The organism is Microbacterium sp. NPDC089320, from assembly GCF_040684875.1.
In the GTDB taxonomy this organism is placed as follows: Bacteria; Actinomycetota; Actinomycetes; order Actinomycetales; family Microbacteriaceae; genus Microbacterium.
This window is the reverse complement of sequence record NZ_JBFBGY010000002.1, coordinates 40,135-60,540: the sequence shown is the minus strand read 5'-3', so window position 1 is coordinate 60,540 and position 20,406 is coordinate 40,135. Positions and strand designations below refer to the sequence as shown.

Sequence of the window (20,406 nt, the reverse complement as noted above, 5' to 3'; positions counted from 1 at the left end):
GAGATCTCGATCGCCTCCTCCACACGCGTCACGACAGCGTTTCCCAGTCTAGGGCACGCGGGCGCGGGGCTCGTCCGCCCCCACGACGGGGGCGCGCGCGCCGGATCCACCCGGTTGCACGAGCACTGTGGAATCGCGTTCCAGGGGCGCTGATCCGCAGTTCCACCGTGCCGGCGAGGCGGTGGCCGACCCATGGAATTACTGGACGAGCGGAGCGTTGTAAAGGGGGGTAATGAGTCGAACCTCGGCGCTATGCTGAAATGACTCGCGCGTCCGGCGCACATCACAAACCCCTCCGTATCGTTGCGGTCTGCGATCGTGCAATCCGGCGCTCTCGAACAGGTGCAGAAGGGCTTCACAGTGTCGGAATTGCAGTGGGATGAGATCGACCGACGCGCGGTGGACACCGCGCGTCTTCTGGCTGCGGATGCCGTGGAGAAGGTCGGCAACGGCCACCCCGGCACCGCGATGAGCCTGGCTCCGGCCGCGTATCTCCTCTACCAGCGGGTGCTGCGTCACGACCCGACCGACACCGACTGGCTCGGTCGCGACCGCTTCATCCTCTCGGTCGGACACTCGTCTCTCACGCAGTACGTCCAGCTCTACCTGGGCGGCTTCGGCCTCGAGCTCGACGACCTCAAGGCGCTGCGCACCTGGGGCTCGCTCACCCCGGGCCACCCCGAATACGGTCACACCAAGGGCGTCGAGATCACCACCGGCCCGCTGGGCCAGGGACTCGCCTCCGCCGTGGGCTTCGCCTATGCCGCCCGCTACGAGCGCGGCCTGTTCGACCCCGAGGCAGCGGCGGGCACCAGCCCGTTCGACCACTTCGTCTACGTCATCGCGGGCGACGGCGACCTCCAGGAGGGCGTCACCAGCGAGGCCTCCTCGCTGGCCGGCCACCAGGAGCTGGGCAACCTCATCGCGATCTACGACTCGAACCAGATCTCCATCGAGGACGACACGAACGTCGCGTTCACCGAAGACGTCGCCAAGCGCTACGAGGCCTACGGCTGGCAGGTCCAGGTCGTCGATTGGAAGAAGACCGGCGAGTACGTCGAGGACGTCGCCGCGCTGAACGCCGCGATCGAGGCGGCGAAGGGCGAGACGTCGAAGCCGTCGCTCATCATCCTGAAGACGATCATCGGCTGGCCCTCGCCCGGCAAGCAGAACTCGGGCAAGATCCACGGATCGGCTCTCGGCGGCGACGAGCTCGCCGCGACGAAGGAGGTCCTCGGCTTCGACCCCGAGGAGCACTTCGCCATCGCCGACGACGTCATCGCCCACACCCGGGCTCTCGCCGACCGCGCGGCAGAGACCCGCGCCGAGTGGCAGAAGTCGTTCGACGCGTGGGCCTCGGCCAACCCCGAGCGCAAGGCGCTGCTCGACCGCCTCGAGGCCAATGAGCTGCCAGCCGACATCACCTCGGCGCTCCCCGTCTTCGAAGGCGGCAAGGACGTCTCGACCCGTGCGGCGTCCGGTCAGGTCATAAACGCCCTCGCCGCGGAGCTTCCCGAGCTCTGGGGCGGTTCGGCCGACCTCGCCGAGTCGAACCTCACCACGATCAAGGACTCGAAGTCCTTCATCCCCGCCGAGTGGTCCACCCACGAGTGGTCGGGTGACCCCTACGGCCGCGTGCTGCACTTCGGCATCCGCGAGCACGCCATGGGCGCGATCGTCAACGGCATCGTTCTGCACGGCCCGACGCGCGCCTTCGGTGGCACGTTCCTCATCTTCAGCGACTACATGCGCCCGCCGGTGCGTCTGGCCGCGCTGATGAACGTCCCCAGCATCTTCGTCTGGACCCACGACTCCGTGGCCCTCGGAGAAGACGGCCCGACACACCAGCCGGTCGAGCAGATCGCGACGCTTCGAGCCATTCCGAACTTCACCCTGGTGCGCCCCGCCGACGCCAACGAGACCGCGGCCGCCTGGCTCGAGATCCTGCGCCGTCACGAGGGCCCCAGCGGCATCGCGCTGACGCGTCAGAACATCCCGGTGTTCGAGCGCGGCGACGGCGTGGCAGACGGCGACGTGTTCGCCTCGACCGACGGCGTCTCGCGAGGCGCATACGTGCTCGCCGAGGCTCCGAACGGCACGCCCGACGTGATCATCATCGCGACCGGCTCCGAGGTGCAGCTCGCGGTCGAGGCTCGCGCGGCACTCGCCCAGGAGGGCGTCAACGTGCGCGTCGTCTCCGCTCCGTCGCTCGAGTGGTTCGACGAGCAGGACGAGGCCTACCGCGAGTCGGTCCTGCCGAAGGCCGTCACCGCGCGAGTCTCGGTCGAGGCAGGCTCCGTCCTGAGCTGGCGCGGCATCGTGGGCGACCGCGGCCGTTCTGTCGGCATCGACCACTTCGGCGCCTCCGCCGACTACAAGACCCTGTTCCAGAAGTTCGGCATCACCACCGAGGCCGTCATCGCGGCCGCACGCGAGACCATCAAGGAGAACGCATGAGCACCCCCACCGCAGACCTCGCAGCAGCCGGTGTCAGCATCTGGCTCGACGACCTGTCCCGCACCCGCATCTCGTCCGGCAACCTCGCCGAGCTGATCGAGTCGCGCAACGTGGTCGGAGTGACCACGAACCCGACGATCTTCGCGAACGCGATCACCGACAAGAACAACACCTCGTACGACGCTCAGGTCACCGAGCTCGCAGCGTCCGGCGCCACGGCCGAGGAGGCGGTCTTCGCCGCCACCACGCAGGACGTCGCAGACGCGCTCGACGTGTTCCGCCCGGTGTGGGAGAAGTCGGGCCACGTGGACGGCCGCGTCTCGATCGAGGTCTCCCCCGATCTCGCGCACGACACCGAGGGCACCGTCGCATCCGCGAAGGAGCTGTGGGCCAAGGTCGACCGCCCCAACCTGCTCGTCAAGATCCCTGCCACGAAGGCCGGCCTGCCCGCCATCGCCGAGGCGATCGGTGCCGGGATCAGCGTGAACGTGACGCTCATCTTCAGCCTCGAGCGGTACGCCGAGGTCATCGACGCGTACCTGACCGGTCTGGAGACCGCGAAGGCCGCAGGCATCGACCTGTCGACGATCCACTCGGTCGCCTCCTTCTTCGTCTCGCGCGTCGACACCGAGACCGACAAGCGACTGTCGGCGATCGGCACCGACGAGGCAGAGGCGCTCAAGAGCAAGGCCGGACTCGCCAACGCCCGCCTCGCATACGAGCTGTACGAGCAGAAGTTCGCCGAGAAGCGTGCTCGGGATCTGATCGCGGCCGGCGCGAACGCCCAGCGTCCGCTCTGGGCCTCGACCGGCGTGAAGGACCCGGCGCTGCCGGACACCCTGTACGTCACCGAGCTCGTCGCGAAGGACGTCGTCAACACGATGCCCGAGAAGACGCTCGAGGCCACCTTCGACCACGGCGTCGTCACCGGGGACACCATCACCGGCGGCTACGACGAGGCTCGTGCCGTGTTCGCGGGCCTCGCCGATCTCGGGATCGACTTCACCGATGTGACCCAGGTGCTGGAGGACGAGGGCGTCGCCAAGTTCATCGACTCCTGGCACGATCTGCTGACGCAGGTGGCTGAGGGCCTCGAGGCGCAGCGATGACCTTCGCGATCCACGCCTCGGGCGCGGCTCGGGTCGCGATCGACGAGACGGTTCCCGCTCTCGTCCACGACCTCGTCGCCTCGCGGGTGACCGGCGGCGACGCAGCCCTGTGGGGCCCCGCGGCCGAGTCCGAGGCGTCGATCCGCCTGGGCTGGGTCGAGGCGGTCTCCGTCTCGCGTCCCCTCGTCGCCGAGATCGCCGCCCTGCGCGCCGATCTGCAGGCGAAGGGCGTGGATCGCGTGGTGCTCGCCGGCATGGGGGGCTCGTCGCTCGCACCGGAGGTGATCGCCCAGACAGCCGGCGTTCCGCTGACGATCCTCGACTCGACCGCACCGAGCCAGGTGCTCGCCGCGCTCGACGACGGCCTCGAGAACACGGTGCTGGTCGTGTCGTCGAAGTCCGGCTCCACGGTCGAGACCGACTCGCAGCGCCGCACTTTCGAGGCCGCGTTCCGCGACGTGGGCATCGACCCGCTCGAGCGGATCATCGTCGTCACCGACCCGGGCTCGCCGCTCGACATCTCGGCCCGCGACGCGGGCTACCGCGTGTTCAACGCCGACCCTCACGTCGGTGGGCGCTACTCGGCCTTGACCGCCTTCGGACTCGTGCCGTCCGGGCTCGCCGGCGCCGACATCGCCGAACTCCTCGACGAGGCCGAGGCCTCGCTCCTCGAGGTGGCGATCGACTCGGCCGACAACCCCGCTCTCCGGCTGGCCGCGGCGATCGCCGCGACCACCCCGCGACGCGACAAGCTCGGTCTCATCACCGACGGCACGCATATCAACGGGCTTCCCGACTGGATCGAGCAGCTCATCGCCGAGTCCACCGGCAAGGACGGCACCGGCATCCTGCCCGTCGTGCTGCTGCCCGTGTCTCCGGAGCTCGATTCGAAGCCCGCCGATCTGCAGATCGTCCGCCTCGTCGACGACGCGAACGAGTTCCACCTGCGTGAGCGCCACGAGGGCGAGATCCTCGTGAGCGGATCTCTCGGCGCGCAGCTCATCGTCTGGGAGTACGCGACGGCGATCGCCGGGTACCTTCTCGGAATCAACCCGTTCGACCAGCCCGACGTCGAGTCGGCGAAGGTCGCGGCCCGTGGACTGCTGGACGCACGCCCCGCGCCCACGACTCCCGCGTTCGTGGAGAACGGCGTCGAGGTGCGGGTGTCCGACCCTTCTCTCGCGGCGTCGGGAACCGTCGAGGGCGTGCTCGACGCCCTCTGGGCCGCACTGCCGGCCGACGGCTATGTCTCGATCCAGGCGTATGTGAACAGGCTCGATGTTCCTCAGCTGCAGGGGCTGCGCGAGCTCGTCGCCGCCGACTCCGGTCGGCCGACGACGTTCGGATGGGGACCCCGGTTCCTGCACTCCACCGGCCAGTACCACAAGGGCGGTCCGGCACAGGGGGTCTTCCTGCAGATTCTGGAGCGCACCGACGTCGACCTCGAGATCCCTGAGCGGCCGTTCACCTTCGGACAGCTCATCGAGGCACAGGCCGCCGGCGATGCCGGCGTTCTCGCCGAGCACGGCCGCCCGGTCGTCTCCCTGACGATCACCGATTCGTCGGCCGACGTCCTCACCCTCTTCGAAGCAGCACAGAAGTAACAGCCAGGAGAATCCCCCACCGATGTCTGTTCCCATCTCGCGCGGGCACAACCCGCTGCGTGACCCCGATGATCGCCGTCTCAACCGGATCGCGGGGCCGAGCGCTCTCGTGATCTTCGGTGTGACCGGAGACCTGTCACGCAAGAAGCTCATGCCCGCCGTCTACGATCTCGCCAACCGCGGGCTCCTGCCCCCCGGATTCGCACTCGTGGGCTTCGCCCGTCGCGACTGGGAGGACCAGGACTTCGCGCAGGTCGTGTACGACGCCGTGAAGCAGCATGCGCGCACGCCCTTCCGGGAGGAGACGTGGGCGCAGTTGCTGCAGGGCATCCGCTTCGTCTCGGGCGAGTTCGACAATCCGGACTCGTTCCGCAAGCTCCGCGAGACGGTCGACCAGCTGGACGTCGAGCGCGGAACCATGGGCAACCACGCGTTCTACCTGTCGATCCCGCCGAAGTCGTTCGCCGTGGTCGCACAGCAGCTCAAGGACTCCGGCCTCGTCGGCGCGAATGACGACGACGACGAGCGCTGGCGTCGTGTCGTCATCGAGAAGCCGTTCGGTCATGACCTCGAGTCGGCTCGCGAGCTGAACGCTGCCCTCGAGGTGGCGTTCTCCCCCGACTCGATCTTCCGCATCGACCACTACCTCGGCAAGGAGACGGTCCAGAACATCCTGGCGCTGCGCTTCGCCAACGAGCTGTACGAGCCGATCTGGAACCGCAACTACGTCGACCACGTGCAGATCACGATGGCCGAGGACATCGGCGTCGGCGGCCGCGCCGGCTACTACGACGGCGTGGGCGCTGCACGCGACGTCATCCAGAACCACCTCCTGCAGCTGCTCGCTCTCACCGCCATGGAAGAGCCGATCAGTCTCTCGGCGGAGCACCTGCGCGCCGAGAAGGAGAAGGTCCTCGCCGCGGTCCACGTGCCGGAAGACCTCTCGCTCGCCACCGCGCGCGGCCAGTACGCCGGCGGATGGCAGGGTGGCGAACAGGTCACCGGCTTCCTCGACGAGGACGGGATGAACCCCGAGTCGGCGACCGAGACGTATGCCGCCATCAAACTCGAGATCGACACCCGCCGTTGGGCCGGCGTGCCGTTCTACCTGCGCACGGGCAAGCGTCTCGGCCGGCGCGTGACCGAAGTCGCCGTCGTCTTCAAGAAGGCGCCGGAGCACCTGTTCGGCCGCTCCAACACCGCCGAGCTCGGACAGAACGCCCTCGTGATCCGCGTCCAGCCGGACGAGGGCGTCACGATCCGCTTCGGCTCGAAGGTCCCCGGCAACGGCACCAATGTGCGCGACGTGACGATGGACTTCGGCTACGGCCACGCTTTCACCGAGGCGAGCCCCGAGGCCTACGAACGTCTGATCCTCGACGTTCTGCTCGGCGACCCGCCGCTGTTCCCGCGGCACGAGGAGGTCGAGCTCTCCTGGAAGATCCTCGACCCCGTGGAGAAGTACTGGGCAGCCGAGGGCGGCCCGGTCGACCAGTACGCACCCGGTTCGTGGGGTCCGGCTTCCGCCGACGACCTCCTTGCCCGTGACGGACGAGTCTGGAGACGCCCATGATCATCGACCTTCCCGACACCACGGTCAGCCAGGTTGCCAAGCAGCTCGTCAAGGTACGCGAAGAAGGCGGCGCGGTCGCGCTCGGCCGAGTCCTCACGCTGATCATCTCGGCCCGCAACGGCGTCGCCGAGGCAGCGATCGATGCGGCCAACGACGCGTCGCGCGAGCACCCGATGCGCGTCATCGTGCTCACGACGGGCGAGGGCGAATCACGGCTCGACGCTCAGATCCGTGTCGGCGGTGACGCCGGCGCATCGGAGGTGGTCGTCCTCCGCGCCTACGGCGACGCCGCCAGCAACGAGGAGAGCCTGGTCACAGGTCTTCTCCTGCCCGATGCCCCCGTCGTCGCCTGGTGGCCCGAAGAGGCACCGACGTCGCCGGCTGCGTCGCCGCTGGGCAAGATCGCGCAGCGCCGAATCACGGATGCCGCGACAGCACCCGACGTGCGCGACCGTCTCGGACTGCTCGGCGAGACCCACGCGCCCGGCGACACCGACCTCGCCTGGACCCGTCTGACGCACTGGCGCGAGCAGCTCGCCGCCGTCCTCGATCAGCCCCCGTTCGAAGAGGTCACCGCCGTCGAGGTGCGCGGAGGATCGGCGTCGCCGTCGACCGCGCTGCTCGCCGCGTGGCTGCAGATGGCCCTCGACGTCCCGGTGACCTGGTCGTATGAAGACCCTGAGCACTGGCAGGAGGGCATCAAGTCCGTGCGCCTCCGCCGGTCGTCCGGCGACATCCTGCTCGAGCGTCCCACGCCCGGCATGGCGGTGCTCACGCAGCCCGACCAGCCCGACCATGACCTGCACCTCCCGCGCCGCACACTGCGGGAATGCCTCGCCGAGGAGCTGCGTCGCCTCGACCCCGACGTCCTGTACGGTCGAGTGATCACCGAGGGCTGGGAGAAGCTGGGTCCGCCCGAGACAGGAGAATGATGTCGACGAAGACAGCGCCCGCTGAGAAGCGGGTCGTGGTCGAAGCCACACCTGCAGCACTCGCCGCCAGCGTGGCCGACAGATTCCTGACGCGTCTTCGTGCGCGCACGCGCAACGGCCGCATCGCCCACGTCGCCCTCACGGGCGGTTCGATGGGCGGCGCGGTCCTGCGCGCGACGCGCGAGCACCCACGATCGGCTCAGATCGACTGGTCGCTGGTGCATTTCTGGTGGGGTGACGAGCGGTTCGTCGCTCGTGACGACGCCGATCGCAACGCGCTGCAGTCGCGGGAAGCCCTGCTCGACCACATTCCGGTTCCCGCTGAGAACATCCATGAGGTCGCCGCGGCGGGCGAGGGCCTCACACTCGACGAGGCTGCGGCGGCGTACGCGTCAGATCTCGCGCGCTACGGCACGGATGAGCACCCCTGGCCGTCGTTCGCGGTGTGCTTCCTCGGGGTGGGCCCGGACGGCCACATCGCGTCGCTCTTCCCCGATCGCGCTGAGGTCACCGTGACGGATGCGGCCGCGCTGCCGGTTCGCGACTCCCCCAAGCCTCCGCCCGAGCGTGTCACGCTGACGCGCCCGGTGCTCAACGCGTCGAAGCGGGTCTGGCTGGTGCTCACAGGCGCCGACAAGGCGTCGGCGCTCGGACTCGCCCTCGCCGGCGCGAGCTACACCAGCGTTCCGGCCGCCGGAGCCAAGGGCCGCAAGCGCACCGTGTTCTTCGTCGACGAGGCCGCCGCCTCAGAGGTCTCCCCCGACCTCATCGATCCGGCGTACTGACGACCTGAGCTCAGACCTCGGGGTCCTTCGCCGCGTCGTCACTGCCGCGGGTGATCCCGAGGTCCTGACTGTCGCTCAGCACCTGCGGGTGATAGCGAGCGAGATTGACCACGCCCCAGATCGCGATGGCACCCGCCACCGCGAAGATCACGAGAACCCACGGCGGCGCCGCTGCGGCCTCGCCGAGCACGACCATGCCGATGAGCACGGCGACCATCGGATCCACGACAGTGAGCCCCGCGATGACGAGGTCCGGAGGCCCCGAGCTGTAGGCCGACTGCACGAAGTACGCGCCGACAGCGCTGGCCGCGATCAGCGCGATGACGCATACGAGGGTGATCCACTCGAAGTGGCCGGCGCCGATCCGGCTGATGACAGCCTTGGCGAGGGTGGCGACGAAACCGTAGAGGATGCCGGCGCCGATCACGTAGAACAGAGCGCGCATGCGGTGGCGGAGCACCAGCCAGCACACCCCCAGCACGATGATGACGACGAGCAGGATGGCGAGGATCGTGAAGAGCTCGGTATCGGTGATCTCCTTCTCCGTGGCGTAGATCGCCGCGAAGAAGACGAAGATGAAGATGCCGCCGACACAGCAGATGATCGCGATGATCGATTTCCTGGTCGGCGCATGACCAGAGATCCGTGCGTTGAGCAGCGTGGTGATCACGAGCGCGATCGCACCCAGCGGCTGCACCACCATCAGCGGCGCCTGCGAGAGCGCGGCCAGCTGGCACACGATCGCCAGGCCGAGCATCAGCGTGCCGACTATCCAGGAGGGCCGTGTGAGCAGACCCTTGATCTGGCTCATGCTGAGTCCGCTGGCTCCATCGGAGCCGCTGAGCCGCTCGACCTTCTCGACGCCACGGTGCTGGTATTGCGCACCGAGAGACATGAAGACCGCACCCGCCAGCGCAAGGGGGATGCCGAGGAGCAGTTTCGGGTTCTGGAAGACACCGACCAGCTGCTCGGTGACGTCTTCCGCCCCAGTCATCCATACGGAGATGCTCACCCTTCGACCCTACCCGGCGATGTGTGCCGAGTAGGGTTATGGCGTGGCTGTTCTTCCTATTCGCATCATGGGCGACCCCGTCCTGCACTCGCCCGCTTCCGTCGTCGAGGAGATCTCCGACGACATCCGCACGCTCGTCGCCGACATGTTCGAGACGATGGACAAGGCGCCGGGTGTCGGTCTCGCCGCTCCCCAGGTCGGTGTTCCGCTGCGCATCTACACCTATGCCTACGTCGACGACGATGACCAGCCGTGGCGCGGCGTGATCATCAATCCCGAACTGTGGATGGTGCCGCTCGAGCCCGGCGAGCCGGATGACGAGCTCGAATCCGAAGGGTGCCTCTCGTTCCCCGGCGAGCGGTTCCCTCTGCGCCGCTCGGAGCGGGTGCGCGTCACGGGTGTGGACCTCGACGGGACACCGGTCGAGATCGCCGTGGACGGCTGGCGCGCCCGCATCATGCAGCACGAGTTCGATCACCTCGACGGGATCCTCTACATCGACCGGCTCTCGGACGGGGACTGGAAGACGGTCCAGAAGATCGCGAAGAAGCGCGGGTGGGGCAAGCCCGGCGCCAGCTGGATTCCCGGTATCGACGACCTGGAAGGCTGACCTCGCTCTCAGCCCCCTCATAGTGTTCTCGGAGTTGCACCTCAGACTCGGAGCCGGATACCGTGCTTGAGGGGTATTTCAATATGCCGCTGAACACGAGGCTCTGGAGGGGACGAAATGATGAAGATGCGCACGCGACGCGCACTGGCGCTGGCAGGTTCTGCCGTGGCACTGTCGGTCGCACTGACCGGCTGTAGCGCGCTGAACGGCATCCTGGGAGGCGGTTCGGGAGACGCCGACCGCGACGAGGACACCGGACAGGTGACCGAGAGCGCGAACATCGACATCTTCTCGCTGAAGCTCGGCGACTGCAAGATGGCGAGTGCGAGCGGTCTCATCGAGGACGCTGACGTCGTGCCGTGCGACGAGCCGCACGATGAAGAGGTCTACTACGAGATCACGATGGACGACGGCGAGTTCTCCGAGGAGAACATCGACACCGCATCGCAGGAGTGCATCGCAGGAGTGCATCGGCGATGCCTACACGAGCTTCGTCGGGGTCGCCTATGAGGACTCCACGCTCGAGGTCTACCCGATCACGCCCACCCAGCAGACCTGGGACGAGCTGAACGACCGCGTGGTGCAGTGCGTCATCTCCGACCCGGCAGGCCAGACCACCGGCTCGCTCAAGGGCTCGGCCCGCTGATCTCGCTCTGATCGACCGAACGAGGCTCCGTCATCCGACGGAGCCTCGTTCGCGTATCCGGACCTGGCCGCCGCTCGACGGCAGAGACGGTGATCGAGAACTCACACCGACCGAAAGGGAAAAGCCCCTCCGAAGAGGGGCTTTTCATTGGCTCCCCGGCTTGGACTCGAACCAAGAACCTGCCGGTTAACAGCCGGCTGCTCTGCCAATTGAGCTACCGAGGAATGTGCTCCGCTGCGCGGGCAACTCGTCAATCCTAGCAAACCTCGGAGCATGCTCGTGACACGGGCCGCAGGTCGGGCGTGTCGTCCACGACCGGGTCAGTGGCCCGAATCCGCCTCGGCGTTCGGGGCCCACAGCAGGTCTTTGCCGACACCGCGAGCGACCACGTGGCCGCCGCGCAGCATCAACGTCTCCGCGTTCAGCTCACGGATGAAGTCGGCGTCGTTCGTCACCAGCAGCGCCCCCATCCCCTGCTCCTTGCGTCGACGGGTGATCGCGTCGAACACCACGGGCCGCACTTCGAGATCGAGGTTGGCGAGGATCTCATCGGCGATGAGCACCCAGGGCTCGAGCACGAACGACCGGGCGATCGCCACACGCTGTCGCATGCCTGCGCTGAGCTCGTAGGGGAACTTCGCGGCGGTGCCCAGAGGAAGGTGCAGCTCGTCGAGCAGCGTCGCGACGCGAATCGAGAGGGCCTTGGTGTTGACCCGCTTCTCGCGGATGAGGATCGGCTCGGAGATGACCTCGCTCACAGTGAGCTGCGGAGGCAGGTCGGCGCCCGCTCCCTGCGGCACGAAGCCCGTGCGATAGGTCAGCAGGCGGTGCTTGCGCCCCGGCCGGCGGATGTCGACGCCGCACACCTGAGCACTGCCGCCCACCACCCGCACGGAAGGATCCGTGGAACCGGCCAGGGCGGCGACCAGCGTGGACTTTCCTGAGCCCGTCGGGCCGGCCACGCAGATGAGTTCGCCCGGCGCGAGCGCGAAGCTCACCCCGTCGATCGCCCGGGTGGGGCCGCTGTACCCGATGCGATCGATGACCAGATCGGAGCTGTCGATCGCGTTGGTCGATTCGGGCCGGGAGAACATTCCTCCATCCTGCCCTGCCGCGCCTGACAGCCCTGGTTACGACTCGGCGAAGCGCTGACGCTCGACGTCGATGTCGCGAAGACGCATGCGCAGCGCACGCCCGCCGTCGGAGTCCGCGGGCACCCGCTGCACGGCTCCGAGGAGCTCCTGCTTCTCGTGCTCGAGGATTCGCATGATGAGCCGCTTGGCGAGATCGGTCGTCGACGCGACGGCTCCCTCCTCATTGCGCGCCGGGAACGGCGTCATCAGGAGCTCGCCGGCGAGCGATCGGTAGGGCTCGCGCACGGAGTTGACGGCATCCGTCACCCAGCCGGCGCGCGTGCGATCGGGGGCGGCGGCGACAGCCTCGCGCACGGCGTCGAGGCCCGGAGTCCGGAACGGCGCGCTGAGCGCCCGTGCGAGCAGCCCCTGGTCGATCTGGTGCCCGTACTGCAGAGCGCCCATCAACGCGTCGCGTTCGACGGCGACATCTGCGGTGCGAGGCAGGCTCGCGAGAGTGACGGGGGCCATGCCCGGCGCCCCGGTGACGGCGTCGCTCGCGGTCTCGGATCGAACGGGCTCGTTTCGCGAGGACTGGGCTCCCCCGCGTGCCGCACGCTCGACCTCGTTGTGCACCTCGGTGGGGTCCATGCCCAGCCTGCGTGCGAGTACCCGCTCATACCCGGGTCGCAGCAGACGATCGCGGATCTCGGCGACGATCGGCGCCGCAGCGCGCAGGGCCCCCACGCGACCCTCGACCGTCGAGAGGTCGAAGCCGCTGAGCTTCCTGTCGATGGCGAATTCGAACATCGGCTGCTTCGTGTCCATCAGGGAGCGCACAGCCGCATCGCCGCGCTGCAGCCGGAGGTCGCACGGGTCGAGGCCGTCGGGAGCCACCGCCACGAACGTCTGCGCGTTGAAGCGGTCGTCCTCGGTGAACGCACGCAGCGCGGCCTTCTGGCCCGCCTCATCGCCGTCGAAGGTGAAGACGACCTCTCCCGAGGCGTTGTCGTCGCCCATGACCCGGCGAAGCACCTTGATGTGCTCGGTTCCGAACGCGGTGCCACAGGTCGCGATCGCGGTCGTGAGACCGGCGAGGTGGCACGCCATGACATCGGTGTAGCCCTCGACCACCACGACCCGGCGAGGATCCCCCCGTGAGATGTCGCGCTTGGCGAGGTCGAGGCCGTAGAGAACCTGCGCCTTCTTGTAGATCGGCGTCTCCGGGGTGTTCAGGTACTTCGGCCCCTGGTCGTCGTCGAACAGTTTGCGTGCACCGAACCCGATCGTCTGACCGGACACGTCGCGGATCGGCCAGACGAGGCGGCCTCGGAAGCGGTCGTAGACCCCGCGCTGACCGGTGGACACCAGCCCTGCGGCGCTCAGCTCCTCTCGCGTGAAGCCCTGCGCCGTCAGCGCCTTCAACATCTTGTCCCACCCGCGCGGTGCGAACCCGACGCCGAAATGCGCGGCGGCTCCCGCATCGAACCCGCGCTCTCCGAGGAAGCGGCGTCCGGCCTCGGCATCCGCGGTCAGGAGCTGACCCCGGAAGAACTCCGCCGCTGCGGTGTTCGCGGCATACAGACGACTGCGCCCGCTGGTCTCGGGAGCCGATCCGCCGTCTTCGTAGTGCAGCGCATACCCGATGCGGCCGGCGAGACGCTCGACGGCCTCGGTGAAGCTGACGTGGTCCATCTCGCGCAGGAACGAGTACACGTCACCTGACTCACCGCATCCGAAGCAGTGGTAGTACCCCACCTGCGGGCGCACATGGAAGCTGGGACTCTTCTCGTCGTGGAACGGGCACAACCCCTTCAGCGAACCGACGCCGGCGGACTTGAGCGCGACGCGCTCCCCGACGATGTCGGCGATGTTCGTGCGGGCCTTGACCTCGTCGACGTCGGCCTGGCGGATGCGGGGCATCAGCCGGCGCCTTCGATGACCGCCTGCCGCGGCGTGTGCTGACGAGCACCGGGTCGCGCATGTCGCGGGGTCCAGATCCCGACCTCTGCCGGGTCGATCTCGCCCACGAGTCTGTTGTGCCAGTCGATCGCGCTCTGATCGGTGAGGCTCGCGATCTGGTCGACGACCACACGGGCGCGTTCGGCGTCGGTCGTGGCCGCGAGGAAGTCCGCAGAGAAGGCGGGCTCGAGCACATCTGCGCCCGCCGACCACAGCGCGTCCGTCGACCAGAGAGCATCGGCCAGGCGCTTCAACACCCTCCGCTGCTCCTTGTAGACGCCCTTGCGAGCGTCGATCGTGACGATCGCCTGCCCCATGATGCCCTTGAGCACGGCGATCTCGGCCTCGATCACCCGAGGCACCACGACGTGGGCGTTGTAGCGCACGAGGGCCGGGCCGGCATAGGCCTCGCGCGTCGCCGAGACCGCTGCTCTCGCGAAGCGGCCGATGAAGTCGCTCGTCAGGTTCTTGAGCCGGGCCAGGTCGTGCCGCGACCGATCGAAGGACTGCAGCCACATCGGCTGGGAGGCGAGACGGTACAGCGCATCTGCGAGATCGTCGCGGGTGAAGTCATAGCCGACCCACTGCTGGATGCGGTCGATCAGCGCCTCATGCTGCCTCGGGTCGGAGAGCTGGGCGACGTCGACGTAACCGTTGACGATCGCGTCCTCGAAGTCGTGCACGGAGTAGGCGATGTCGTCGGAGAGGTCCATGATCTCCGCCTCGATGCAGCGTCGACGCCCGGGGACTCCCTCGCGCAGCCATCGGAAGACCGCTTCGTCTTCGGGATACACACCGAATTTGAGACGGCCGCCCGGGTCGGGAACCGGGCTGTCGGCGGTCCACGGGTACTTGCAGGTCGCGTCGAGGCTGGCTCGGGTCAGGTTGAGTCCGACAGAGCGCCCGTCGTCGTCGATCGCCTTGGCCTCGAGACGGCTCAGGATGCGCAGCGACTGCGCATTGCCCTCGAACCCGCCGATGGCTTCGGCCCACTCGTTGAGCGCCCGTTCGCCGTTGTGCCCGAAGGGAGGGTGCCCCAGGTCATGACTGAGGCACGCGGTGTCGACCACGTCGGCGGAGACTCCGAGCGCCGTGGCCAGTTCACGCCCCACCTGGGCGACCTCGAGCGAGTGGGTGAGGCGGTTCCGGGCGAAATCGGCTGTGCTGGCCGGACTCAGAACCTGCGTCTTCGCAGCCAGACGCCGAAGGGCCGCCGAGTGCAGCACGCGTGCACGGTCGCGGGCGAAGTCGTCTCGTTCGGAGCGATGGGTCTCGGCGAAGAATCGTTCGGCATCGCGCGGGTCGTATCCGTCCGAGCGTCCGCGATCCGGGTATGCCTGGGGATCAGCCGCCACTGTTCTCGATCTCCGCCCCTCGCATCATCTCGGATGCCGATGCCGCGAGCTCGCGCGACTCCAGCCACTTGTCCGGCAGCGCCGGACGCTTCGGACGACCGGAACGGCCGCGCTGCCCTTCGGCGTCGGCGCCGGGGTACGGCGCGGAGTGATCGAGCTGGCCGAGCAGGTCGTCGATCTCGGCCAGACTGGAGGCCGTCGCAAGGCCGGTGCGGATGTCGCCTCCGACGGGGTAGCCCTTGAAGTACCACGCGACGTGCTTGCGTACATCGCGGCATCCGCGATCCTCGTTCTCGAAGAACTCGACGAGCAGCTCGGCGTGACGACGGAACGCATCGGCCACGAAGCCGAGGGTCGCATCGACCGGGTGCGACTCCGCCCCGAACGCCGCAGCGAGTTCGCCGAAGAGCCACGGACGACCGAGGCATCCGCGTCCGACCACCACCCCGTCGCAGTCGGTCTGCTCCATCATGCGCACGGCGTCGTCCGCCGACCAGATGTCGCCGTTTCCGAGCACCGGAACGCTCGTCACAGCCTGCTTGAGCTCGCCGATCGCGTTCCAGTCGGCGTGGCCGGAGTAGAACTCGCTCGCGGTGCGCGCGTGGAGAGCGATCGACGCGACGCCGGCGTCCTCGGCGGCGCGACCGGCGTCGAGGAACGTGAGGTGGTCGGGATCGATGCCCTTGCGCATCTTGACGGTCAGCGGGATGTCACCCGCAGCTTTGACCGCCTGCGTGACGATCTGCGAGAAGAGCGAGCTCTTCCACGGCAGGGCAGCGCCCCCGCCCTTGCGAGTGACCTTGGGAACAGGGCAGCCGAAGTTGAGGTCGATGTGGTCGGCGTGGTCTTCGGCCACGATGATGCGCACGGCTTCGGAGATGGTGTGCGGGTCGACGCCGTACAGCTGGATCGACCGCGGGGTCTCGGACTCGTGATGGCGGATCAACCGCATGGTCGTCTCGTTGCGCTCGACCAGCGCGCGGGAGGTGATCATCTCGCTCACATAGAGCCCCGCGCCGTATTCGCGGCAGAGGCGACGGAAGGCCGTGTTGGTGATGCCCGCCATGGGTGCGAGGACGACCGGCACGTCGAGGGCGATCGGACCGATGTTGAGCGTGCGAGCTGAGGCGGTGGCGAGAGTCATGTCCCCTCCATTCTCCCAGACACGGAGCCGGTCTCGGCGCATCGACCTAAGCTGTGAATATGACCGATCCCGCAGTCCGTTCCATCCCCTTCACAGACGCCGACGGCAACGAGAAGACCCTCGATGATCTCGGCGCCGATGTGGTGCTCGTGGTGAATGTCGCCTCGAAGTGCGGTCTCACCCCGCAGTACGAGCAGCTCGAGGAGCTCCAGCGTCTCTACGGTGACCGCGGGTTCAGCGTCGTCGGGTTCCCCTGCAACCAGTTCTTCGGCCAGGAGCCGGGTTCGGTCGATCAGATCCTCGAGTTCTGCTCGACCACGTACGGCGTGACCTTCCCCATCAACGACAAGGTGAAGGTCAACGGCAAGAACGCCACGGATCTCTACAAGTCGTTGAAGGAGACCCCGGATGCGGGCGGCAAGGCCGGCCGCGTCGAGTGGAACTTCGAGAAGTTCCTCGTGCTGCCCGATGGAGAGGTCGTCCGGTTCCGTCCGAAGCAGAAGCCGAACGACCCCGAGATCGTCAGCGCGATCGAAGCTGCGCTGACTCGCTAGACCGCAGCAGTCTCGGTCTCGGTCTCGCCGCGCTGGGCCCAGAGGTCGCGCAGCACGTTCTCGAACGCTGCGGGCGGCTGGGCGCCGCTGATGCCGTATTGACCGTCGATCACGAAGAACGGCACGCCCTGGATGCCGTAGGCCTGAGCCTGCGCCTGGTCCCGGCGGACGTCGCCCAGGTGACGAGCAGAGACCAGCGCTTCCCTCGTGTCGTCGGCGTTGAGCCCGACCTCGACCGCGAGCTCGACGAGGTCGTCGATGCGGCCCACGTGCTTGCCCTCGGTGAAGTACGCCGACATGAGCCGCTCCTCCATCTCGTGCTGCACGCCCTGAGCCTTCGCGAAGTGCAGCAGCTCGTGGGCCTTCACCGTGTTGGTGTGCTGCAGCAGATCGAAGCGGTAGGCGAGTCCTGCACCCTCGGCGACGCCCGTGACGTGCGAGAGCATCTGCTCGACCTGCTCACGCGGCATCCCCTTGTGTCCGGCGAGGAAGTCGATCTCGTCGCCATCGAAGTCCACGGGGGTGTCGGGCGAGAGCTCGAACGAGTGGAAGGTGATGTTCACCTGCGGGGCGTCGTCGTCGGAGGCGACGGCTTCGAGTCCCTTCTCGAGGTTGCGCTTGCCGATGTAGCACCAGGGGCAGGCGATGTCGGACCAGATGTCGATCGAGATGGGTTCACTCACACTGACATCCAACCGCATGCACCTGTGGGCTATTCCGTCGTTAGGATTCTCAGATGCTCTCCGCCGCCGATCCGCTGCCCCTCCGGCCCGAGAGAGTGCTCATCGCGGGCGTCACGGGATCGGGCAAGACGACGCTCGCGGGGCGCGTCGCCGCTCTCTGGGATCTGCGTCATGTCGAGATCGACGGACTGTTCCACGGCGCGAACTGGACTCCGCGTCCGTCGTTCATCGATGACGTGCGTGCCTTCGCGGCGGAGGACCGCTGGGTCACCGAGTGGCAGTACACGAGCAAGGGCACCGACGAGATCCTCGCGCCGCGCGCGCAGCTCGTTCTCTGGCTGGACTATCCGTATCGCGTGGTGCGCTCGCGCCTGCTGCGCCGGACGATCGGACGCAGCATCCTGCGCACCCGGATGTGGAACGACAACGTCGAGAAGCCGATCTGGCGGATGTTCCGCGGCGCCCCTGAGGAGAACATCGTCGCGTGGCAGACGCTCACGCTGCACAAGTGGGCGGAGCGGATGCCCGACGTCCCGCGCACGCACCCTCACCTGATGATCGTGCAGCTGCGCCATCCCCGAGAGACGGAACGCTGGCTGCGGGCTCAGGCCGAGGCGTCAGGCGTGTCGATCGCTCCACCGAAGCGCCGGTCGCGCGACAGATAGATGCCGATCGCGCGCCACAGCTCCTCGCGCGAGAAGTCGGGCCAGAGCGTGTCGAGGAAGACCATCTCGGCATACGCCGCCTGCCACAGCAGGAAGTTCGAGGTGCGCTGCTCACCCGAGCTCCGCAGGAACAGGTCGACGTCCGGCATGTCCGGAACGTAGAGGTTCCGGCGGATCATCTTCTCGCTGATCGCGTTCGGCTTGACCTTGCCGGCTGCGACGTCGGCGGCGATCGACCGCATGGCGTCGACCAGCTCGACGCGCCCGCCGTAGTTCACACACATGGTGAGTGTGAGCACGTCGTTGTCCTCGGTCAGCTGCTCGGCATACTGCAGCTCCTTGATGACGCTGCCCCACAGCCGAGGCTTGCGTCCCGCCCACCGCACGCGCACGCCCCACTCGTTGAGCTGATCACGCCGACGGTGCAGCACGTCGCGGTTGTACCCCATGAGGAAGCGGACCTCTTCCGGAGACCGCGCCCAGTTCTCGGTGGAGAACGCGTAGACCGAGAGGTGCTTGACCCCTGCCTGGATCGCACCCGCGACGACGTCGAGAAGCACCTCCTCCCCTGCCTTGTGCCCCTCGACGCGGTTCAAGCCACGGCGATTCGCCCAGCGGCCGTTGCCGTCCATGACGATGGCGACGTGCTCGGGCACCGCTCGGAATGCAGGCGGATACACACCCGTCCAGTCGAGCGGCCGATAGGCCACGGCATCCTTGTGCGTGTAGGGCTTGGGGCTCACCGTGCTCCTTCTCGGGGGGTGTCGGCCACGAGGTGGGCCAGCGAGCGGATGCCGCGCTCCAGGTGCCATTGGGCATAGGCCGCCACGAGACCGGATGCGGCGGCAGTGTCCGTCAGCGGCGCGGCATCGATCGCCTCCCACTCTCCGGCCATGAGCGATCGCAACAGCGACAGGGTCTTCTCGGCGACTCTCGGGCTTCCGGCCGGCGCGCAGTTCACACAGACGGCGCCGCCGAGCTGACCGACGAAGTGGGCGTGCGGACCGGGCGCGGCACATCGCGCGCAGTCGCCGAGCGACGGCGCCCATCCGGACAGCGCCATCACGCGAAGGAGGTAGGAATCGAGGATGCTCCGCGCGGAGTGCTCGCCCCGCGAGAGTGCTCGCAGCCCGCCCACGAGCAGGAGGTACTGCTCGGGCGTCGCCTCGGAGTCGCTCAGTCGGTCGGCGGTCTCGACCATCGCGTTCGCGGAGGTGAAGCGGTCGTAGTGCGCCGCGATGTCTGACCCGTAGGAGCCGAGCGATTCCGCCTGCTGCACGATGTCGAGCGAGCGCCCCTGATACAGCTGCACGTCGGCCACCATGAAGGGCTCGAGGCGCGACCCGAACTTCGACGACGTGCGCCGGACTCCCTTGGCCACCGCGCGGATCTTGCCGTGTCGACGCGACAGCATGGTGACGATGCGATCCGCCTCACCCAGCTTGTGGGTGCGCAGGATCACCGCTTCGTCTCGGTAGGTGGGCACCGTTCGATTATCCTCCGTGCAGGAGAATAGAGGCGTGACCGAACCGCTCTTCACCATTCCGCTCTGGGCGGACCTCCTCGGCGTGGGTCTCGGCGGCGTCCAGGGCGCGATGTTCGCCTCGGGGTTCCAGGGTCAGCGGCGTCTCGACTGGCTGGGCGTGGCGATCATCGGGATCATGATCGGCATGGGCGGCGGTCTCATCCGCGACATCCTGCTCGGCCAGACGCCCGCGACACTGCAGAACAACTGGTATCTCATCACCGCCACGGGTGCCGCTCTGCTGGGGATGCTGCTCGCAGGACTCTTCACGCGGCTCAACAGGGTCATCGTCGTGCTCGACGCTGTGGTGATCGGGATGTTCGGCGCCTTCGGCACGAGCAAGGCGATCGCCTTCGGCATCCCTCCCGTCCCGGCCGTCTTCATCGGAGTCTGCGCTGCCGTCGGCGGAAGCGTGCTGCGCGACATGCTCATGGGGCTGCCGACGGCGATCATGCACGTGGGCTCGCTCTACGCCGTCGCCGCGGGCGCCGGCTGCGCGTTCATCGTGATCGCGAGCGCGTTCGGCATGCCGATCCCGCTCGCCGCCGTGCTCGGCATCGCGGTGACAGCCGTGATCCGGATCCTGGCCGTCAGCTTCGACGTCTCACTGCCGGAACAGCGGCGCCTCTACCGGCGCAAGGTCGCCGCCGAGACCGGAGTGATCCCCATCATCAAGCCCAGCGCGGAGTGACCGACGCTCCGTGTGGACACGGAACG

General features: G+C 67.9%; 19 protein-coding genes and 1 tRNA gene. 11 read left to right on the top strand and 9 right to left on the bottom strand.

The features are described from left to right. Nucleotides 1-360 precede the first annotated feature (360 nt). The 6 genes from tkt to pgl are packed head-to-tail and all read left to right on the top strand — an operon-like array spanning nucleotide 361 to nucleotide 8,460. Nucleotides 361-2,457, top strand: a complete 2,097-nt coding sequence (gene tkt / locus AB0N61_RS04715; protein WP_363363153.1) for a transketolase — start codon at nucleotides 361-363, stop codon at nucleotides 2,455-2,457. Then, nucleotides 2,454-3,566, top strand: coding sequence for a transaldolase (gene tal, locus AB0N61_RS04710; protein ID WP_363362118.1), 1,113 nt, complete (start codon nucleotides 2,454-2,456; stop codon nucleotides 3,564-3,566). Before tkt ends, tal begins: the two co-directional genes overlap by 4 nt. After that, nucleotides 3,563-5,170, top strand: a complete 1,608-nt coding sequence (locus AB0N61_RS04705; RefSeq protein WP_363362116.1) for a glucose-6-phosphate isomerase — start codon at nucleotides 3,563-3,565, stop codon at nucleotides 5,168-5,170. Before tal ends, AB0N61_RS04705 begins: the two co-directional genes overlap by 4 nt. A 22-nt stretch (nucleotides 5,171-5,192) precedes the next feature. Next, the gene (zwf, locus tag AB0N61_RS04700; protein ID WP_167942745.1) at nucleotides 5,193-6,743 is read left to right on the top strand and encodes a glucose-6-phosphate dehydrogenase; all 1,551 of its coding nucleotides are present in this window, start codon (nucleotides 5,193-5,195) and stop codon (nucleotides 6,741-6,743) included. After that, nucleotides 6,740-7,675: a glucose-6-phosphate dehydrogenase assembly protein OpcA gene (locus tag AB0N61_RS04695; RefSeq protein WP_363362114.1), complete on the top strand. Its 936-nt coding sequence runs from the start codon at nucleotides 6,740-6,742 to the stop codon at nucleotides 7,673-7,675. The genes zwf and AB0N61_RS04695 overlap by 4 nt, the downstream gene beginning before the upstream one ends. Next, on the top strand, nucleotides 7,675-8,460 hold the full coding sequence (gene pgl, locus AB0N61_RS04690) for a 6-phosphogluconolactonase (protein ID WP_363362113.1): 786 nt from the start codon (nucleotides 7,675-7,677) through the stop codon (nucleotides 8,458-8,460). Before AB0N61_RS04695 ends, pgl begins: the two co-directional genes overlap by 1 nt. A gap of 10 nt (nucleotides 8,461-8,470) precedes the next feature. Here the strand turns inward: pgl and AB0N61_RS04685 are convergent, their stop codons facing one another. Continuing rightward, nucleotides 8,471-9,454: a DMT family transporter gene (locus AB0N61_RS04685; protein ID WP_363363151.1), complete on the bottom strand. Its 984-nt coding sequence runs from the start codon at nucleotides 9,452-9,454 to the stop codon at nucleotides 8,471-8,473. Nucleotides 9,455-9,515: 61 nt separating this feature from the next. Between AB0N61_RS04685 and def the strand changes: the two genes are divergently transcribed. Together def and AB0N61_RS04675 are read left to right on the top strand one after the other, a co-directional pair. Beyond that, entirely contained in the window at nucleotides 9,516-10,082 is a 567-nt protein-coding gene (gene def, locus AB0N61_RS04680; protein WP_363362111.1) for a peptide deformylase, read from the top strand. Between the two features lie 126 nt (nucleotides 10,083-10,208). Next, nucleotides 10,209-10,592, top strand: a complete 384-nt coding sequence (locus AB0N61_RS04675; protein WP_363362108.1) for a hypothetical protein — start codon at nucleotides 10,209-10,211, stop codon at nucleotides 10,590-10,592. A gap of 284 nt (nucleotides 10,593-10,876) precedes the next feature. Here the strand turns inward: AB0N61_RS04675 and AB0N61_RS04670 are convergent. The 5 genes from AB0N61_RS04670 to dusB form a co-directional block, all read right to left on the bottom strand. Then, a tRNA-Asn gene (locus AB0N61_RS04670) sits at nucleotides 10,877-10,952 on the bottom strand. 96 nt (nucleotides 10,953-11,048) lie between these two features. Then, a complete protein-coding gene (locus AB0N61_RS04665) occupies nucleotides 11,049-11,822 on the bottom strand; it encodes an ATP-binding cassette domain-containing protein (protein WP_363362107.1) in 774 nt (257 codons plus the stop codon). Nucleotides 11,823-11,858: 36 nt separating this feature from the next. Next, a complete protein-coding gene (dnaG, locus tag AB0N61_RS04660; protein WP_167942739.1) occupies nucleotides 11,859-13,724 on the bottom strand; it encodes a DNA primase in 1,866 nt (621 codons plus the stop codon). Next, the gene (locus AB0N61_RS04655; RefSeq protein ID WP_363362105.1) at nucleotides 13,724-15,118 is read right to left on the bottom strand and encodes a deoxyguanosinetriphosphate triphosphohydrolase; all 1,395 of its coding nucleotides are present in this window, start codon (nucleotides 15,116-15,118) and stop codon (nucleotides 13,724-13,726) included. Before AB0N61_RS04655 ends, dnaG begins: the two co-directional genes overlap by 1 nt. Beyond that, complete coding sequence (dusB, locus tag AB0N61_RS04650; RefSeq protein WP_363362103.1) at nucleotides 15,108-16,262, bottom strand: tRNA dihydrouridine synthase DusB; 1,155 nt, start codon at nucleotides 16,260-16,262, stop codon at nucleotides 15,108-15,110. Before dusB ends, AB0N61_RS04655 begins: the two co-directional genes overlap by 11 nt. 59 nt (nucleotides 16,263-16,321) lie before the next feature. Between dusB and AB0N61_RS04645 the strand changes: the two genes are divergently transcribed. Beyond that, the gene (locus AB0N61_RS04645; RefSeq protein ID WP_363362101.1) at nucleotides 16,322-16,816 is read left to right on the top strand and encodes a glutathione peroxidase; all 495 of its coding nucleotides are present in this window, start codon (nucleotides 16,322-16,324) and stop codon (nucleotides 16,814-16,816) included. Here the strand turns inward: AB0N61_RS04645 and AB0N61_RS04640 are convergent. Continuing rightward, nucleotides 16,813-17,499 (bottom strand): DsbA family oxidoreductase, encoded by a 687-nt coding sequence (locus AB0N61_RS04640; RefSeq protein WP_167942735.1) that lies wholly within the window; start codon nucleotides 17,497-17,499, stop codon nucleotides 16,813-16,815. The two genes, AB0N61_RS04645 and AB0N61_RS04640, sit on opposite strands and share 4 nt — an antisense overlap. A gap of 53 nt (nucleotides 17,500-17,552) precedes the next feature. On the opposite strand from AB0N61_RS04640, the gene AB0N61_RS04635 reads away from it, so the two are divergent. Then, entirely contained in the window at nucleotides 17,553-18,164 is a 612-nt protein-coding gene (locus tag AB0N61_RS04635) for an AAA family ATPase (protein ID WP_363362099.1), read from the top strand. Here AB0N61_RS04635 and AB0N61_RS04630 read toward each other — a convergent pair. Together AB0N61_RS04630 and recO are read right to left on the bottom strand one after the other, a co-directional pair. Then, on the bottom strand, nucleotides 18,104-18,907 hold the full coding sequence (locus AB0N61_RS04630) for an isoprenyl transferase (RefSeq protein WP_167942733.1): 804 nt from the start codon (nucleotides 18,905-18,907) through the stop codon (nucleotides 18,104-18,106). The two genes, AB0N61_RS04635 and AB0N61_RS04630, sit on opposite strands and share 61 nt — an antisense overlap. Next, on the bottom strand, nucleotides 18,904-19,650 hold the full coding sequence (recO, locus tag AB0N61_RS04625; RefSeq protein ID WP_363362097.1) for a DNA repair protein RecO: 747 nt from the start codon (nucleotides 19,648-19,650) through the stop codon (nucleotides 18,904-18,906). The genes AB0N61_RS04630 and recO overlap by 4 nt, the downstream gene beginning before the upstream one ends. 34 nt (nucleotides 19,651-19,684) lie before the next feature. On the opposite strand from recO, the gene AB0N61_RS04620 reads away from it, so the two are divergent. After that, nucleotides 19,685-20,380, top strand: coding sequence for a TRIC cation channel family protein (locus AB0N61_RS04620; protein ID WP_167942731.1), 696 nt, complete (start codon nucleotides 19,685-19,687; stop codon nucleotides 20,378-20,380). Nucleotides 20,381-20,406: the final 26 nt, after the last annotated feature.